This is a genomic window from Rosenbergiella gaditana (genome assembly GCF_018494065.1).
Lineage (GTDB): Bacteria > Pseudomonadota > Gammaproteobacteria > Enterobacterales > Enterobacteriaceae > Rosenbergiella > Rosenbergiella gaditana.
Window position 1 is genome coordinate 53,134 of the sequence record NZ_JABBFR010000015.1, and the last position, 17,976, is coordinate 71,109.

At 44.1% G+C, this 17,976-nt stretch carries 14 protein-coding genes, 1 tRNA gene and 5 pseudogenes; 12 read left to right on the forward strand and 8 right to left on the reverse strand.

Going from position 1 to position 17,976, the window contains the following annotated elements:
* Positions 1-132 precede the first annotated feature (132 nt).
* Both tcuC and HH682_RS11470 read left to right on the forward strand, forming a co-directional pair.
* Complete coding sequence (gene tcuC / locus HH682_RS11465; protein WP_214237683.1) at positions 133-1,434, forward strand: MFS transporter; 1,302 nt, start codon at positions 133-135, stop codon at positions 1,432-1,434.
* A gap of 184 nt (positions 1,435-1,618) precedes the next feature.
* Positions 1,619-3,691 (forward strand): putative bifunctional diguanylate cyclase/phosphodiesterase, encoded by a 2,073-nt coding sequence (locus HH682_RS11470; protein ID WP_250318676.1) that lies wholly within the window; start codon positions 1,619-1,621, stop codon positions 3,689-3,691.
* Between the two features lie 40 nt (positions 3,692-3,731).
* Here HH682_RS11470 and ftnA read toward each other — a convergent pair whose 3' ends face one another.
* On the reverse strand, positions 3,732-4,250 hold the full coding sequence (gene ftnA, locus HH682_RS11475; protein ID WP_214237684.1) for a non-heme ferritin: 519 nt from the start codon (positions 4,248-4,250) through the stop codon (positions 3,732-3,734).
* 322 nt (positions 4,251-4,572) lie between these two features.
* Between ftnA and prfC the strand changes: the two genes are divergently transcribed.
* From prfC to HH682_RS11520, 9 genes are all read left to right on the forward strand, one after another.
* Positions 4,573-6,162, forward strand: a complete 1,590-nt coding sequence (prfC, locus tag HH682_RS11480; RefSeq protein ID WP_214237685.1) for a peptide chain release factor 3 — start codon at positions 4,573-4,575, stop codon at positions 6,160-6,162.
* 171 nt (positions 6,163-6,333) lie between these two features.
* On the forward strand, positions 6,334-6,915 hold the full coding sequence (locus HH682_RS11485) for a BON domain-containing protein (protein ID WP_214237686.1): 582 nt from the start codon (positions 6,334-6,336) through the stop codon (positions 6,913-6,915).
* 70 nt (positions 6,916-6,985) lie between these two features.
* Positions 6,986-7,147 (forward strand): DUF1328 domain-containing protein, encoded by a 162-nt coding sequence (locus HH682_RS11490; protein ID WP_214237687.1) that lies wholly within the window; start codon positions 6,986-6,988, stop codon positions 7,145-7,147.
* A 54-nt stretch (positions 7,148-7,201) separates the two neighbouring features.
* A complete protein-coding gene (locus HH682_RS11495) occupies positions 7,202-7,993 on the forward strand; it encodes a TatD family hydrolase (protein ID WP_214237688.1) in 792 nt (263 codons plus the stop codon).
* A 95-nt stretch (positions 7,994-8,088) separates the two neighbouring features.
* Positions 8,089-8,868 (forward strand): deoxyribose-phosphate aldolase, encoded by a 780-nt coding sequence (gene deoC, locus HH682_RS11500; protein WP_214237689.1) that lies wholly within the window; start codon positions 8,089-8,091, stop codon positions 8,866-8,868.
* A 75-nt stretch (positions 8,869-8,943) separates the two neighbouring features.
* Entirely contained in the window at positions 8,944-10,164 is a 1,221-nt protein-coding gene (deoB, locus tag HH682_RS11505) for a phosphopentomutase (RefSeq protein WP_214237690.1), read from the forward strand.
* A gap of 55 nt (positions 10,165-10,219) precedes the next feature.
* Positions 10,220-10,933: a purine-nucleoside phosphorylase gene (deoD, locus tag HH682_RS11510; protein ID WP_214237691.1), complete on the forward strand. Its 714-nt coding sequence runs from the start codon at positions 10,220-10,222 to the stop codon at positions 10,931-10,933.
* A gap of 169 nt (positions 10,934-11,102) precedes the next feature.
* Complete coding sequence (gene mrdA, locus HH682_RS11515) at positions 11,103-13,085, forward strand: penicillin-binding protein 2 (RefSeq protein WP_214237692.1); 1,983 nt, start codon at positions 11,103-11,105, stop codon at positions 13,083-13,085.
* Positions 13,086-13,184: 99 nt separating this feature from the next.
* Positions 13,185-13,260, forward strand: a tRNA-Phe gene (locus HH682_RS11520).
* 375 nt (positions 13,261-13,635) lie between these two features.
* Here the strand turns inward: HH682_RS11520 and HH682_RS11525 are convergent.
* Positions 13,636-13,830, reverse strand: a pseudogene (locus tag HH682_RS11525) (IS3 family transposase); the annotation flags it as partial.
* A gap of 60 nt (positions 13,831-13,890) precedes the next feature.
* Between HH682_RS11525 and HH682_RS11530 the strand changes: the two are divergent.
* A pseudogene (locus HH682_RS11530) lies at positions 13,891-14,004 on the forward strand (transposase); the annotation flags it as partial.
* On the opposite strand, the pseudogene HH682_RS11535 reads toward HH682_RS11530, so the two are convergent.
* The 6 genes and pseudogenes from HH682_RS11535 to HH682_RS11560 all read right to left on the reverse strand — a co-directional run.
* Positions 13,959-14,165, reverse strand: a pseudogene (locus HH682_RS11535) (transposase); the annotation flags it as partial. The pseudogenes HH682_RS11530 and HH682_RS11535 sit on opposite strands and share 46 nt — an antisense overlap.
* Before the next feature lie 103 nt (positions 14,166-14,268).
* Complete coding sequence (locus HH682_RS11540; protein ID WP_214237693.1) at positions 14,269-14,628, reverse strand: hypothetical protein; 360 nt, start codon at positions 14,626-14,628, stop codon at positions 14,269-14,271.
* 76 nt (positions 14,629-14,704) lie between these two features.
* Positions 14,705-14,788 (reverse strand): annotated as a pseudogene (locus tag HH682_RS11545) (integrase domain-containing protein); the annotation flags it as partial.
* A gap of 117 nt (positions 14,789-14,905) precedes the next feature.
* Positions 14,906-15,372: pseudogene (locus tag HH682_RS11550) on the reverse strand (transposase); the annotation flags it as partial.
* A 317-nt stretch (positions 15,373-15,689) separates the two neighbouring features.
* On the reverse strand, positions 15,690-16,754 hold the full coding sequence (locus HH682_RS11555; protein ID WP_214237695.1) for a fimbrial protein: 1,065 nt from the start codon (positions 16,752-16,754) through the stop codon (positions 15,690-15,692).
* 1 nt (position 16,755) lies between these two features.
* The coding region (locus tag HH682_RS11560; protein WP_214237696.1) for a fimbria/pilus outer membrane usher protein at positions 16,756-17,976 on the reverse strand (1,221 nt) is incomplete at its 5' end.

Consider the following 17,976-nt stretch of genomic DNA (forward strand, 5'->3'; position numbering starts at 1 on the left):
GCGGGAGGATTTTTTTTGCCAAGTACACATTTGTTTATTAATTGTTATAATTTTTTTAATGAAAAGTGAATTTAATAATATTAAAAAGGAGGAAGGTTAGGTATAAAAAACAAAAAAAGTGAGAAATGTCTAATGAGTTATTCTGAATCCTCCTCCAGTCCTTCAGCTTGGCAAAATGCGAAATCGATCTTCCGAGTGACCAGCGGTAATTTTCTTGAAATGTATGATTTTATGGTCTTTGGCTATTACGCGACCGCAATAGCGAAAACCTTCTTCCCTGGAAGTAATCCTTTTGCATCCTTGATGCTTACTCTGATGACCTTCGGTGCAGGTTTTTTAATGCGTCCTCTTGGTGCGGTAATTCTCGGCACCTACATTGACCAACATGGCCGTCGTAAAGGATTACTTATTACATTAGCTTTGATGGCGCTAGGGACCCTGACCATCGCGGTAGTACCGGGATATAATACCTTAGGCATCTTTGCGCCAATACTAGTGTTAGTAGGTCGTTTACTGCAAGGCTTCTCAGCGGGAGTTGAGCTAGGGGGAGTCTCAGTTTATCTCTCCGAAATAGCGCCTCCAGGACGTCGTGGTTTTTTTGTCAGCTGGCAGTCAGGTAGCCAACAAATCTCGGTAATTTTTGCCGCGTTACTAGGATTGGTGCTTAATCATTTATTAGGGAAACAGGTTGTCTCCGACTGGGCATGGCGTATTCCGTTTTTTATTGGTTGCATGGTCGTACCTTTTCTATTTTATATCCGCCGTTCACTCGAAGAAACGGAAGCGTTTAAAGAGAAAAAACACCGTCCTGGAATGCGTGAGATTGCGCGTTCAGTGCTGCGTAATTGGGCACTTGTCATCGCAGGGATGTTTATGGTTGTTACTACAACGGTAATGTTTTACATGATTACTGCATTTACCCCGACCTTTGGTAAAGCGGTATTAAATATGAGTGACCAGCAAAGCTTTTTAGTCACGTTGTTTGTCGGGATTTCAAACTTATTTTGGTTACCGATTATGGGGGCGCTCTCTGATCGTGTCGGTCGTCGTCCTCTGCTTATTATATTTACGATACTAATGATTTTCACTGCTTGGCCAGTGTTGCGCTGGCTAGTGGCCGCGCCAACCTTTGCTCATCTAATTGAAACTGAGTTATGGCTCTCATTTCTCTATGCCAGTTATAACGGCGCTATGGTGGTTTGGCTGGCAGAGGTCATGCCCGTCGAGGTTAAAGCGTCAGGATTTTCGCTAGCATACAGTTTGGCCACTGCACTGTTCGGTGGTTTCACCCCAGCGATTTCCAGTTATCTAATTCATAGTACAGGTGACAAAGCGATGCCCGGAGCATGGTTAACCTTTGCCGCGCTTTGCGGGTTTGTGGGATCACTCTGGTTGGGCTGGCTTGTTAAACGCTATAACCGAACAGTACAGTAGCGTTATTAGCGCTATCTGCATCTGGCAAAATATATAAAGTAATTTAATCATCATATTACTTAAAAAGTAATGTTTACTGACTAGTGATTCACGTACTATTGATTTTATTAATCATGTCGATGCTCGGTAAGAAGATAAATCTGTCCTGTAATACTGAGTAGAAGAGCCAGTTGGATACAATAAAATGAATATGATGCATGTTACTTGGGATAGTGGCTTAGTGGTGGCCTCTGTATTTATTGCATTCCTCGCCTCTTTCTCTGCTTTAGACACTGTCGCTAGAGTGACCGATAGCCGTGGAATGAAAGCCCTATTTTGGTTGGTTGGCGGTGGGGCAGCGATGGGGATCGGTATTTGGTCGATGCATTTCATCGGGATGATGGCGATGCATTTTCATATGCCGATGCGCTATAACCTTGGTGAAACCACTTTTTCGATTATTGTTGCCGTTGTCGGTTCCATCATTGCGCTATGGGCGGTATTCCGACACAACCAATTTACGTTAACTAACCTACTTATCGGCGCAACAATATTAGGGTCCGCAGTGGTTGCTATGCACTACACCGGGATGGCTGGTCTACGCATTAGTCAACCCATTGTTTGGCACAAGACCCCTGTCATTATCTCTATTATTATTGCTTATACCGCCTCTGCCGTCGCATTATGGCTGGCTTTTCGTCTGCGTAACAATGATGCGGGGGTATTAAACCGACGCTTTGTTGCGGCATTGATCATGGGGGCAGCGATAGCGGGTATGCATTATACCGGTATGTATGCCGCTCATTTTGAGCCTACGATGCAGGTTTTACCTGGAGGACTTGGCTCACAGCGATTAACCATTTGGGTGTTTATGTTCACCCTAGTGATCTTGGGCAGTAACCTGTTCGGTGCGATGATTGAGTCACAATTACGGGTTTCCCGTATGGCCAGTAAACTCAAGCTGAAGAATGAAGAGCTCCGTCAGATGGCTTTGCATGATCCTCTGACTAATCTCGCCAACCGTACCCTGTTTGAAGATAAACTCAATGACTATATCCTAAGTGCTAAGCAAAATACCTCAAGCTTTAGCCTGATGTATATGGATCTTGATGGGTTTAAAATGGTGAACGATGCGTACGGTCATGATATTGGGGATAAGCTTCTAGTAGAAGTCGCCAAACGGCTTGATGCGGCGGTTAACCCAAGCGATATCTTGGCCAGAGTCGGCGGCGATGAGTTTGTTTTATTGTCTTACGCTAATTCGGAATCAGAAGCTTCCCTCTTGGCTGAAACGTTGGTCACGGCGATTGAACCCGAATTCAGTGTTGAAAACTATGAGTTGAGAGTCTCTCTTAGTATCGGTGTTGCGATGTTCCCTGCGCATGGCATTGAAGCACGAGAGATGCTGTTTAATGCAGACTCGGCCATGTATCACACTAAGAATAGCGGACGTAATGGCTTCAGTCTGTACCAGCCATCGATGAGCCCCATTGGTCGTAGCCAAGTTCAGCTCAAAAATGAGTTATGGCGTGCCATTCATAACAATGAATTGCGTTTATTCTATCAACCCAAGTTGAACGTAACGTCTGGGGAGATTGTGGGTTACGAGGCCTTGGTTCGCTGGCAGCATCCAGAACGTGGGTTGAAAACACCGGATAAGTTTCTGCCTATCGCAGAACAAACAGGGATGATCTTGTTACTGGGCGAGTGGGTATTAAATGAGGCTTGCCGACAACTCGCTGTTTGGCACAATGAAGGGGCTGAACACCTCACCATCTCAGTCAATCTCTCGGCTCAACAGTTTGAGCAAAAAAGCTTAATCTATTTAGTAACCAGAACGCTTGAAGAGTATCGTCTGGCCCCTGAGAAATTAATTTTGGAAATCACTGAAACGACGGCAATGCGTTATCCGCAAGAGAGCATTAAGATCCTCGAAGAATTGAAAACCATTGGTGTGCAGGTGGCCATCGATGATTTCGGTACAGGGTATTCAAGCTTACTCTATTTACAGAATATGCCTGCGACAGAACTTAAAATTGATCGCGCCTTTATCAATAGTATTGGTCATAAAGATACTGATCCTCGATTATTGTCGATGATTATTGAACTGGCAAAAAATATGAATTTAAATATTGTCGCGGAAGGGGTGGAAAGTGAAGAGCAGCAGACCCACTTGGTGAATTTAGGCTGTGATGTGCACCAAGGTTACTATTTCAGCCGACCGGTACCGCCTTCTGAAATTACTGTGGTCGCCAATAAATACCAAGCTCGGGCGTAAAAGTCGTTGCGGACCTTTCTCAGGTCCGCAATAGCAGACATTAATTATGCGCTGTGCCAGGGTGTGATTCGGCATTCATGGCAGCAAGATCTTTATCGATTAAGAACAGTCCATTTGAGCTATTCTCAAGCATACCCAGTTTATCCAAGACAGTTTTAAATAACTTCTCTTCTTCGTGTTGTTCAGCGACATACCATTGCAGGAAGTTAAACGTTGAATAGTCCTGTGAAGTCATGGCGGCATGCGCCAGTTCATTGATTTTCTGAGTAATCAACTGTTCGTGACGATAGGTAAGCGTAAACAGGTCACTCACTGAATCAAACGTAATCGGTGGTGCTTCAATCGTGCCTAGTACAGGTAATGCCCCAGCATCGCTTAGGTAGTTGAATAAACGTTGCATATGGTCCATCTCTTCACGTGAATGCGTGCGTAAAAAAGAAGCGGCCCCTTCAAGGCCTTTATCGCTGCACCAGGCACTCATTTGCAGGTAAAGGTTGGCGGAGTAGAACTCAAGGTTAAGTTGTTCATTTAAGCGAGAAACCATATCAGGCGTCAGCATAGTTGTGTCCCCAAAAGTAAAATCATCAGTTTATGGTTAATAATTATGCACCATACTTGGGGGTAAATAAAGTACGATATTAAAATAAATCTATTTAAATCAATAATTTAATAATAAAACTCATTCCAGAAATTGAATGTAATTGTTAATCATTCTTAGTCCGTATTAGCGGATGCTTTTTAATCTTAATAATCGGAGCAATTTTTATCCTTACCAAGGTGATTGGGTAATACCGAACAATAGGGAAATCGTGTAAACTAGCAACAATTGTATTTTATGAGTGCTTAAGTGCTCGCGAACATCAGGAATTAAAGTTAAAAGCATGTCTACAGAACGCCTTCTGCAAGAAGTCGCCCTTCGGCGCACTTTCGCTATCATTTCACACCCTGATGCAGGTAAAACCACTATTACTGAAAAAGTCCTGCTTTTCGGACAGGCTATTCAGACTGCAGGGACAGTTAAAGGACGCGGGTCAAACCAACACGCGAAATCTGACTGGATGGAGATGGAAAAACAGAGAGGGATTTCTATCACGACCTCTGTTATGCAGTTTCCTTACCACGACAAACTGGTAAACCTTCTCGACACCCCAGGACATGAAGACTTCTCGGAAGATACCTACCGAACTTTAACTGCGGTTGACTGTTGTTTGATGGTTATCGATGCTGCAAAAGGGGTAGAGGATCGGACCCGTAAACTGATGGAAGTGACACGCTTACGCGATACGCCAATCCTCACCTTTATGAACAAATTAGACCGCGATATTCGTGATCCAATGGAATTGCTTGATGAAGTCGAAAGCGAGTTGAAAATCGCTTGTGCACCCATCACTTGGCCGATTGGTTGTGGCAAACTGTTTAAAGGCGTTTACCATCTGTACGATGATGAAGTCATTTTGTATCAGTCAGGTAAAGGTCACACTATTCAAGAAGTTCGCAAAATTAAAGGGCTTAATAACCCTGACGTTGATACGGCGATTGGTGAAGAATTGGCTGGGCAATTACGTGATGAGTTGGAGCTAGTGCAGGGGGCTTCCCATGAGTTTGATCGCGAGCTCTTTTTACAAGGTAAACTCAGCCCGGTCTTTTTCGGTACTGCTCTCGGTAACTTTGGTGTAGATCATATGTTAGATGGTTTAGTGGACTGGGCGCCGTCTCCGATGCCACGTTCTACTGACCAACGACAAGTGATTGCGGGTGAAGATAAATTCTCTGGTTTTGTATTTAAGATCCAAGCAAATATGGATCCGAAACACCGTGACCGTGTCGCTTTTATGCGTATTGTTTCCGGTAAGTACGAAAAAGGCATGAAGATGTACCAAGTCCGCACGGGCAAAGATGTTGTGATCTCTGACGCGCTAACCTTTATGGCCGGCGATCGTGCCCACGTTGAAGAAGCGTGGCCCGGTGATATTATTGGCTTGCATAACCACGGCACTATCCAGATCGGAGATTCGTTTACACAAGGCGAGAAAATGAAGTTTACGGGTATTCCTAACTTTGCCCCAGAACTGTTCCGTCGTATTCGTCTTCGCGATCCGTTAAAGCAAAAACAACTGCTAAAAGGATTGGTCCAGTTGTCTGAAGAAGGCGCTGTACAAGTTTTCCGACCGGTCAGCAATAATGATCTTATTGTTGGTGCGGTTGGGGTATTGCAGTTTGATGTCGTCGTCTCACGTTTAAAATCAGAATACAATGTTGAAGCAATTTATGAATCGATTAACGTTTCGACCGCACGATGGGTGGAATGTGATGACGTAAAAAAATTCGACGAATTCCAGCGGAAAAATGAAGTCAATCTCGCCTTGGATGGTGGTAATAACCTTACCTATATTGCACCGACAATGGTGAATCTCAATATTACCCAGGAACGTTACCCAGACGTTATTTTCCGTAAAACTCGCGAACACTAATCTTTATCAGCCCACTTCAAAGGTGGGCTTTTTTTAATCTCGCCAGTCAGTTAAATCTTAAAACCCCGCAAAAAATCTAAACTCTACTATTCTTATTACAGAACCGATTGAAGGAAAGATGACAACTTTCTCAGTGAACGGTTTCTTTTGAGTCACTGAGAACAAAACGATATGAAAGTGAAATTAACGCTTAAAACGGTAGCGCCAATACTGTTAGGTCTTGGTGCTCTGGGTAGCTTAAATGTTACCGCACAACAGAATCACTCACTATTTAGCCAATCTGTTAATCATGTTGGCCATTTTATAAGTGATACTGCGGTGACGGCTAAAGTTAAAGCCGCTATTTTGGACGATAAAAAGACCCAAGTTGCGTCTTTATCCGTTAACACTGAACAAGGAAAGGTAACGGTGAGTGGTTTTGTTTCTTCAATGAATGACAAAGATCATATCCGTCTATTAGTTCAAAAAGTATCTGGTGTCGAAAATTTCGACGATCAATTGCGCGTACGTCGCTCAAAAGAGAGTTCGGTAAGGGTTTACGCCAGTGATGTTGCGACGACGAGCGAGGCAATTATGCGTCTTTTGGCGGATAAACAGATCACGACTCGTCATCTTCATGTTGCGACGAGACACGGTGAAGTTTTTCTGACTGGCACAGTACCTACACGCTCAGAAAAGCAGCAAGCAGAAGAGTTGGTCAATGATATTTCAGGTGTTCACAAAGTCAAAAATGAGCTGAAGGTAGTGCGTTGAGCTGTCTGAAGCTGAGTTATTACATCCATTATGCGCTATTGAGCTGGTTTATGTTAATAAGGAGTGGCTTATGTTTCGTTGGGGAATTATCTTTCTAGTTATCGCACTAATTGCTGCTGCACTCGGTTTTGGTTCCTTAGCCGGTACTGCCGCATGGGCCGCGAAAATTGTATTCGTAGTGGGTATCATCTTATTCCTAGTCAGCCTCTTTACTGGACGTAAGAAGTTATAGTGCCCGCAAAATGAGCTCCGCTAGCAAGGACGCTGGCATAATACCCTACAACCTATGTCTTATATTGATACGCACTGCCATTTTAACTTTCCGATCTTTACTCACAATCTCACGCAAAGCCTAACTTATATTCGACAGGCTCAACTTAAAGCCATTATTACTCCTGCGACCCAGGTTGGTGATTTTTCTTTAATTTTAACTCTTGCCCAAACTCACCCAGAAATTTTCCCTGCATTAGGTCTACATCCCCTGTGGACACCACAGCATCACAACGATGACCTTGTTGAGATGAAACGCCTATTGGATAAACATAAGGAAGTCATCGCTATTGGCGAGATTGGCGTGGATTTTTATACCGCTGAACTGGCGGCGTTAGCCTCGCGACAATGGGAGGTGTTATCTTCACAACTGCTTTTGGCTAGAGAGTATCATCTCCCCGTCATCCTCCATTCCCGTAAAAGTCATGACCCACTGTCCAAATTACTTAAGGAAACTGATCTGCCGGCGAAAGGTGTAATTCATGGTTTCACAGGGAGTTATCATCAAGCTAAACGTTTTATCGATTTAGGGTTTTATCTCGGAGTCGGCGGGAGTATTAGTTATCCACGTGCGCATAAAACGCGAGAGGCGTTGAGTAAAATTCCTTTAGAATATTTGGTATTAGAGACCGATGCGCCAGATATGCCGCTTAATGGTTATCAAGGTGAAGCAAATAGGCCCGAGCGCGTTGTCGTAGTCTGCCAGATACTTGCTGAATTGAAGGGTAAATCGGTGGAGACGGTGCGGGAAAGCGTCTGGCAAAATAGTTTATGCCTTTTCCCTAAGCTATCGGCGGCACTGTCCTAATTATCATGGTGAAATGCGACATCTTGCTAATAGCTCACACTAATTTGTTAACAGTTTGGTATAATTACCAAAACATTGAGATTGAGTAACGGATAATGACTGATTTAACCCAGACCGCTAAATTTGCTTTAGGGCTGATGGATTTAACAACGCTGAATGAAGATGACACTGAGCAAGTGGTCATCACCCTATGTCAGCAAGCTAAAAGTGCAATGGGGAATACTGCCGCAGTGTGTATTTACCCACAGTTTATTGCCACGGCTCGGCAAACGTTACAGTTACAAGAAACCCCTGAAATTAAAATCGCAACCGTCACCAACTTTCCTCATGGCAACGCCGATATAACCGTTGCGGTAGCAGAAACCCGTGCGGCGATTGCCAGCGGTGCCGATGAGGTTGATGTGGTTTTTCCTTGGCGAGCCCTGCTTGCAGGTGATGCTGAAGTCGGATTTGCTTTAGTGCGCGACTGTAAAGCCGTTTGTGCACTGAGTGGTGTATTACTGAAAGTCATTATTGAAAGTGGTGAGTTGCAGCAAGCTGAACTTATCCGTCAAGCCAGTGAAATCGCGATCGATGCCGGTGCGGACTTTATTAAAACATCAACCGGTAAAGTTCCGGTCAACGCCACGCTTGAGGCAGCTCGTATCATGCTTGAGGTTATCCGTGATAAAAACAAAGCTGATAGCGTCGGGTTTAAAGCGGCGGGCGGTGTACGCTCAACAGAAGATGCAGCAGCCTATTTAGCGTTAGCTGCCGAGATTCTAGGTCCTGATTGGGCAGATAAGAGACATTTCCGCTTTGGCGCATCAGGTCTTTTGAGTAGCCTGCTCGCTACTTGTGGTGTCGGCCAACAAGACCTGCAAGCGAAATATTGAGACTCTTACTGTTAATCGGTGCATACTGGCCTGATCGATAATTTTTATCTCAGTGGCCTTATTAAGGAGATGAGTATGAAACGTGCCTTTGTAATGGTTCTCGATTCATTCGGAATTGGTGCCAGCCAAGATGCGGAAAAATTTGGTGATAAAGGGTCAGATACCTTTGGCCATATTGCTGAAGCCTGTGCACAAGGCTTAGCCGATCAGGGCCGAAAAGGGCCACTGACGCTACCAAATTTGACCTCACTAGGATTGGTGAAAGCGGCTGAGCTTTCGACCGGAAAAATAGCGGCGGGTATGCATGGAGATGCTGAGGTAATAGGGGCTTACGCTAGTGCGCAAGAACTCTCCTCGGGCAAAGATACCCCATCGGGACACTGGGAAATTGCCGGTGTGCCGGTGTTGTTCGATTGGGGATACTTCCCTGAAAAAGAGAACTCATTTCCAGAGAGCCTATTGAAGCAGTTAGTGGAAGAGGCTCAATTACCCGGCTATCTAGGGAATTGCCATTCATCAGGTACCGTTATTTTAGATGCCCTCGGTGAAGAGCATATGCGCTCGGGTAAACCGATTTTCTATACTTCAGCGGATTCTGTCTTCCAGATTGCCTGCCATGAAGAGACCTTCGGTCTGGAACGTCTCTATCAATTGTGTGAAATCGCCCGTAAGGCATTAACCGACGGCGGCTACAACATTGGACGAGTCATTGCGCGTCCATTTATTGGTGAGAAAGCGGGGCATTTCGAGCGTACGGGTAATCGTCACGACCTAGCGGTTGAGCCGCCTTCACCAACCGTTCTAGCCAAGCTTAAACAGGCTGGTGGAGAGGTGATTTCAGTAGGCAAAATCGCGGACATTTATGCTGAGCAAGGTATCACTAAGAAAGTGAAAGCAACCGGGCTGGATGCTTTGTTTGATGCAACCATCAAAGAGATGCAACTCGCAACAGATAACAGCATAGTGTTTACTAACTTTGTCGATTTTGATTCAAGTTGGGGTCATCGGCGGGATGTTCCGGGTTATGCTGGGGGCTTGGAGTTATTCGACCGTCGCCTGCCTGAGCTGATGGCGGAAGTGAAAGAGGGGGATATCTTAATCCTCACGGCTGATCATGGTTGCGATCCTACCTGGTCTGGTACTGATCATACGCGTGAACATATTCCGGTCTTGATCTATGGCCCGGGTATAGAGCCAGGTTCGTTGGGGCAGCGTGATACCTTTGCAGATATAGGTCAAACCTTAGCAAAATTTTTTGAGCTAGAGCCGATGCAATACGGTAAAGCACTATTTTAATGATAGTAAGGTGGCTCATTAGCGGCCACCGATAAAGTGAAAGGAAGATGTAAAGATGGCTACTCCACATATTAATGCAGAAATGGGTGATTTCGCTGACGTCGTTTTGATGCCTGGTGACCCATTACGCGCGAAGTTTATCGCAGAAAACTTCCTAGATAACGCTGTAGAAGTGAATAACGTTCGCGGTATGCTGGGTTATACCGGCACCTATAAAGGCCGTAAAATCTCGGTTATGGGGCATGGAATGGGTATTCCTTCTTGTTCTATCTATGCGAAAGAGCTAATTACCGAGTTTGGCGTTAAGAAAATTATCCGTGTAGGGTCATGTGGCGCTGTATTGCCACATGTAAAATTACGCGATGTAGTGATTGGCCTTGGAGCAAGTACGGACTCAAAAGTAAACCGTATGCGCTTTAAAGACCACGATTTCGCAGCCATTGCAGATTTTGATATGGTGAATAATGCAGTCACTGCAGCGAAAACCTTGGGCATAGAAGCGAAAGTCGGTAATATCTTCTCTGCGGATCTTTTTTACTCTCCACAGCCTGAAATGTTTGATGTGATGGAAAAATATGGCATTTTAGGGGTGGAAATGGAAGCAGCCGGTATCTATGGTGTTGCGGCGGAGTTTGGAGCTAAAGCGCTGGCAATTTGCACGGTATCTGACCATATCCGTACCCATGAGCAAACCACTGCTGAAGAGCGTCAAACCACCTTCAATGATATGATTAAGATTGCTCTGGAATCTGTGCTGCTAGGTGACTAAACCCTCAATGACCCAGTATCATCATTAGACAAAAGGGCGCCTTGGGCGCTCTTCTTTGTTATTAAATGACACACTTTATTTAGTCTCCGATGCGAATGTTACTGGTGCTGAGATTGAATCCCATTATTATAGGCATTGAAATTTTGTTGCCCTCCAATAGTAGTTGTCGATGAATCTGCGTAATTTTGAAACTGAAGAAAAATTATTTATCCGTCGAGCGCTAGTGGCGTTGGGCTTTGTCTGTCTATGCTTTACTATCCTGGGTATCAATCTCTGGCATTTGCAGATTCAGCAGCACGCCTATTATCAAACACGCTCCAATGCCAACGACATCAAAATGATCCCCATTGCGCCAACGCGAGGGATGATCTATGACCGTAATGGGATCCCGCTCGTTCAAAACGTGACACAATACGATCTTCAGCTAACGCCGTATAACATTAGTGATATGCAGCAAACGTTGGACCAACTTGCACCGATTATTGATTTAACGGCGGAAGATGTCGCAGAGTTTAAAAAACGCCTCAAATTGACAAGTCGCTATAAGCCAATTGTAGTGAAAGAGGAGTTGAGTGAGGAGGAAATTGCTCGCTTTTCCGTCAATGAATATCGCTTCCCTGGGGTGAGTATTGACTCGTTCCAAGATCGTTTTTACCCCTACGGTGCCTCATTAGCACATGTGGTGGGCTACGTCTCGAAAATCAATGACCGTGATGCCCAACGACTTAATGCAGAGGGCGTCGGCGAAAACTATGCTGCTGACCATAATATCGGTAAGCAGGGAATTGAGGGGTATTATGAATCAGCATTACACGGTAAAACCGGTTATCAAGAAGTCGAGGTCGATAACCACGGTCGTATTATCCGTGTTTTGAATGAAGTGCCGCCCACCGCAGGAAAGAATATCTGGCTGACACTCGATTTACATCTGCAACAATATATTGAAAGTCAATTAGTCGGGCAGCGTGCCGCCGTGTTAGCTGAAGACCCGCACGACGGTTCCGTATTAGCGATGGTTTCAAGTCCGAGTTACGATCCAAATCCTTTTGTTAAAGGGATTAGCTACCAATCGTATAAACAGTTACTACAAGATAAGGATTTACCGTTAATTAACCGCGTTACGCAGGGTCTCTACCCTCCAGCATCAACGGTAAAACCTTATATGGCGATGTCTGCACTATTAAATAATGTGATAACGCCACAGACGAGTTTCTTCGGTGCACCAACTTGGACGCTTCCGGGAACTGACCGTCGCTACCGTGACTGGAAAAAGACTGGCCACGGCATGTTGAACGTAACACGAGCTATTGAAGAGTCCGCTGATACCTTCTTTTACCAAGTGGCCTATATGATGGGGATCGATCGAATACATCATATGCTTAGCCAATTTGGTTACGGAAAATTATCGGGCATTGACCTCAATGAAGAGTATCGCGGTCTACTACCAAGCCGTGAATGGAAACTCAAAGCGCGTAAAAAAGCCTGGTACCAAGGGGATACTATCTCAGTCGGCATCGGACAAGGTTATTGGATTGCGACGCCTATTCAGATGGAGAAGGCATTGGTGACGTTATTGAATAACGGCAAGGTGATGCTCCCTCACTTACTGCAAAAGCAGCAATTAGGTAACCAAGTCGAGCCGTACAAAGTACCGGAACAGCTTACACAAGTGGGTACAACAGATTCTCCCTACTGGGGACTGGTACGTCGGGCTATGTTCGGCATGGCTAACGCGCCGAATGGAACAGGTTACAAATACTTCCACACGGCTCCCTATGGCATTGCGGCAAAAAGTGGTACCTCTCAGGTGTTTAGTTTGCGTCAAAACCAAGTCTATAATGCCAAAATGATACCTGTTCGTTTACGTGACCATATTTTTTACACGGCATTCGCCCCGTTTGATGATCCAAAGGTGGCCGTCACGTTAATTTTGGAGAATGGGGGGAGTGATGGGGTAGTGGCTGCACCGGTTATGAGGAAAATACTCGACCATATTATGCTACCGCATGAGTCAGACACGAGCTTGACCCCTGGTCAAGGTGTCCCAGCGATGCTGCCGGTAGAGAGTGCACATCCAGGAGCCATCTTAGCCACCCCGACGGAGCCAGTAACCAGTGCGACGCCTAAACCGGCGATAGCACAGCCAAGATGATGTTAAACGCAGCAAGTTGTCGCAAAGTTGAGCAAACAGATTTAATTTTAAGAAAGAGTGTTGACGAGGCTGCGTGAATAAGGTTTAATGCGCCCCGTTGCCCGAATAGCTCAGTCGGTAGAGCAGGGGATTGAAAATCCCCGTGTCCTTGGTTCGATTCCGAGTTCGGGCACCACTATTTCAAAGGCCTCGCAGAAATGCGGGGCTTTGTCGTTTCTGAGCCATGGTCTATTTATGGTCGTCACAACCACTCTACTAAACTCTTCTGCTTGACGTTTCTTGCCCTTCTTAGCGTTTTATCAGCCGTTTACTAACTTAGCCTTTTTCAATTCATTTTCCTCATTTTAGGTGCTTTACACTGTAAGTATTCGATTTTATGAAATTGAGTATTACCGACTCTTTAAGACTATTTTTTACGGTCCGTATCCGGTCTATTTGTGCAATGCACTCTATCGGTTTAGTTTTGAGATAATGCGAAAAACGGGGGACGTCCTTTTTATTGGTAGCTCACTTGGACAAGTGATGCTACCCACGTAATGTGGACATAGCACTAAGCGAAATTCTGGTTTTCAAACTGTTCCGGGCTGAGACCGCCACAGGCACTGTGACGACGCCACCGATTGTAATCGCACTCGATATAATTAAATACCGTTTCCCGACTGATAAAGCGTTCACCGTGGATACATTCGACTTTCAGCGAGTGGAAGAAGCTTTCCGTACAGGCATTGTCGTAGGGTAATCCCTCGAAAAATCGGTGTGTTCATAAGTAGAATTTTCTACTAACCTGAATTCAGGGGGGATTTCTATGAAAAAATCACGTTTCACTGACAGCCAGATAATCGCCATTCTTAAGCAGGCGGAAGCCGGAACACCGGTTCCTGAACTTTGCCGGGAGCACGGTATCAGTAGCGCCAGTTTTTTATCAACCACTTCGCCAAGTTGTTTTGCTACATGGAAACGGTCAAAGGCGATTTTCTCAACCGCACTGGGTAAGTGGATTCGCGCTGCTCTTATATAGCCTGCGTTCATGTCCATTGAGAGCCTTTTGATAGCCAGCAACTGCCCGTCAGTAAGCATGCGAAAACATACACAACTCCAGAAGGATTAAGGGATGCGGAAGAGGGAGCGTCGGGTCAGCGATAAACCCCAAACAGGATTTTGAAAATTAATCAGCAGGGCGGGTCTAATCGTCATATTCCGCAGCCATCCAGGCGCTTCCGCCTTTTGATGTGCTTACTGTTGTTACAAGAAAGATGTGCCCTTCAAGGCCTTTCTCTGAGAAATCAATACCGCCGTCTTTGGGAGTATATCTTGTCGTTCCATTTCCCTGACGGAACGCAGATAGCCTGTAACGCCGCGATTCTTCGAGATACGTCATATAACAGACAAGATGGCCTGCCCGTGATTTATTGGACCATATTTTAAATTCCAGACGAGCTCGCCATACCCCCTCGGGTATATTTTTCCAGTCATAACTTTCAGGTTCGAGGCCTTCCTGCAATGCCATATTGTAGGTTAAGCCTCTCTTTGCCTCTTCAACCATGTTACTGCTCTTCTTTAATTCGGCTTAAATAGCAATGAAAACACACCCGGTGTAACATCGGTAGTTACCCGGGGTTATCCTGAGCATAAGCATACTGCAAACTATGTGGCGCATCTTTTCCGACCATGCCCGCGTCACGCAATATATTTCGATACCTTTTGTATCGGTGGCCTGTGTCTGGGGGTAATCCCCCCATTTTTAACGGAGGTAATAAGTAGAATCAGTTAACACGTTGAATATGCTGCATCGGCGTGACATCCTCCAGTGCCATATTCGGTCATACGTGATGATAAAACCCTTGCCAGTACGTGGCGAGTGTTGTAATTCATTCAGTGATCTAAACAGGTATTGTCCCAGCCAGTCATCGTGCACGGTTCGGTTATACCACTGAGTAAATTTATTTACCCAGTTCTGGGCATCTTCCAGCGCCACGAACCCTGACGATGGCCACTGCGGCACATATTTCAAGGTCCGGAACAGCGACTCTGCATAGGCATTGTAGTTGCTGACCCGCGGCCTGCTGTGTGACGGGGTGATATTCAGCTCCGCCAGTTTTACCTGCAGCGTCTGTGACTTCATCGCCGCGCCGTTATCTGCATGCAGTACCAGTGGCTGACGCCAGCCCCCTTCACGCAGTACCGTTCTTTGCATCAAGGAGGCCGCGAGGTCACCGCTTTGTGCTTCATGCACTTCGTAACCCGTGATTTTCCTGCTGTACAGGTCGATTATCACGTACAGATAATACAAGGGAATGTATGATCTGATCCTTCAACTCAGCAAAAGTTCGATTTATTCAACAAAGCCGGCTTCGGCACGGAACTCGGGCGTGTGCAATTTACGGAGCTTTTTGTTGGTTGATACTGGTTTTGTCATGAGTCACCTCTGATTGAGAGTTTACTCACTTAGTTGCGTGTCCACCATTGATGGGTAAGATCAAAAACATGAACTGGAATAAGTGTTGCGGTATTAGGTACAGCTATTTACCCCCTTAACCAAAATGGTTAAGGGGGTATTATTTTTGTACTAGCATTTATTATTGCTAGCCATTTTATATTACAACATTAAGGATAAACAATATTTACAACAGCCGTACTGTTCAACGTTCCTTGGGACAATTTTTGCTTATCCCAAACATAATAATAAGCGCCAAGAGGGATACTAAAATGACTGTTTAAGTTATTATTACTTGGAATGGAAAAAATAGATGTGCCGTTTCCCTTAACTGTTTGAGAAGTAGAAAAAATAAGTGGTTTACTCATGTCCTTAATATTGACAACACGAAAGCCAACACCTTTTGCTGAGTTATTACTATTATCGATAAGAGTCATTTGATCCGTAGGCAGTAAAGTGGAGCTTGATAAAAAAATATCGATAGCTCTATCAGTTGTATTGTTAGTTCCTAAATTATTACAACTAAAATTAAGATTAAATGAGGTAAACCCAGGTGTGGGTTGACTAGCAACCTGCTGAATACTTAATTTAGGGAGGTTTATCGTGATCCCAGAGTTGGTTAAACTACAGGAGGTGGACTTAGGGGCGTAAGTCAATATCATCGGTTGAGAATACATATCTCTTTCATCATAAGGCCAAGTGAAGTTATTTAATAGCCAAGTAACAATTTTGTATAATTGCTTCAAGGGCCAGTTGATGATTTCTAAAATAGAAAGTCCACTCGTATCAGTTAATATGAGTGCATCGGTTATGTTCACGACATTACTGGATGAAGAGTTTCCCTCTTTATTTATAAGAGAAAATTTAATCGTTAATGGAACATTTAATTGACTTGCATCAATCGTGCGGCTTCCAGAGAGGGTCTTATTATCCAGGCTATTGGTTATTTCTGCTAGAACTTTATATTTTCCATTGTTAAAACCAATGACGCTTTGATTTGAACCGTTGTTAATTAATAATGGTGTATATAAAAAAGAACTACTATTTGTTGTGCAAGTGAAAGTGCCTGAAAATGTAGTATTGACAGTGGTTGTCCACGTGGGGGATTGTGCGGACAACTTGTCTGATAGATCTATTGATATCGGCGATGAGTGCTGCAATACGTGATTAGTATAACAGGTAGCATCAGACGTCACACTAAAAAATAATGTCAAAAGAAATATTAAGTACTTCATTCTATTTTCTCACTGTGCATAGATTAATACTATTATTCATTTCATATCTTTCCATATTGAATTGACATGTCTGATTTTTCATTTTTACTTTTATAATTTTAGGTGGTTGGTCATACTTTATATAGAGAGTGCTCGATTGTCCTACATACCCCATTTCTTGGTTTTTTTCGTTAAGAACCTCAGCACCAAAAGGCAATGGTGTATAATCATCAAAATTAACTTTTAATATTCGAGTGGTACGGGTATCAGTTGTAAAGGTAACTTTGGTTATAGCGCCTTGAAAAGGAACGCTATATTTTATATTCCCTTCTAAATCAGCCCCATAACTTCCCTCTGTGTCACTCAGCGTTATACTATTTTGACGGTAGGGGGTTACATAAGGAACTAATGCAAGTCCATTTTTATTAGTGATCACACTGGCATCGCCATTAACCATTCTACCTCCGGCCTTTGGTGCCTCAACAATAATCAATGTATCGCTATTTTCATTTGTTGTAAGTACATTCCAAGGTGAGGCGACTATACTTCCTGAAGCACTAAGACCGACTTGTCGATAATCATCGGCCTCACTATAACTCCCCCCTACAGTCGCGACTTGCGAACGATAGGTTGTATTGAAGCCAGCAAGACTTCCACCATCATTCTGGTTACTAGCCGTTAAAGAGTAACTGAGTAAGTTGGAGGGTAATGCAGTCCCACTAACAGTAATATTACTTTGCTGATACTTATTATTTACCGTCGATAATCCTGAACTTAACCAGTTATTATTATCAAATAGGGAGAGTGGTAAGCTTACATTTAGATAAAACCTATTATCTTCATTATTTGTTTTATTTCTAGTCCTGCTCATTGATACTGAGTAACTGATATGTTTTATGCTATTAGAATAACCTATTTGATACTCACGAGACTTTTGGTTATCACTCCAATAATCCCTTTGCGTTCCTGATATGTAGAATGATCCATATCCATCATATATTTTCTGATTGACGGTCAACGTTAAGGTGTTTCTAGGTCGAGCTGAGCGGATAGCATCCCACTCATTTAAGGATAGGTCTGATGTGTTGTCGTACCTATCTTCATCACTACTTTGATAATTTTTCGTCCTCTTATTAAGAGTATTAATTTCATTGAACGTAAAATAGTTTTTTGTCGCGTAGCGGTATCCGGCCAAGGTAAGATTGGTATTGGTGGTATTTAAATATTTACTATAAGTAACTCT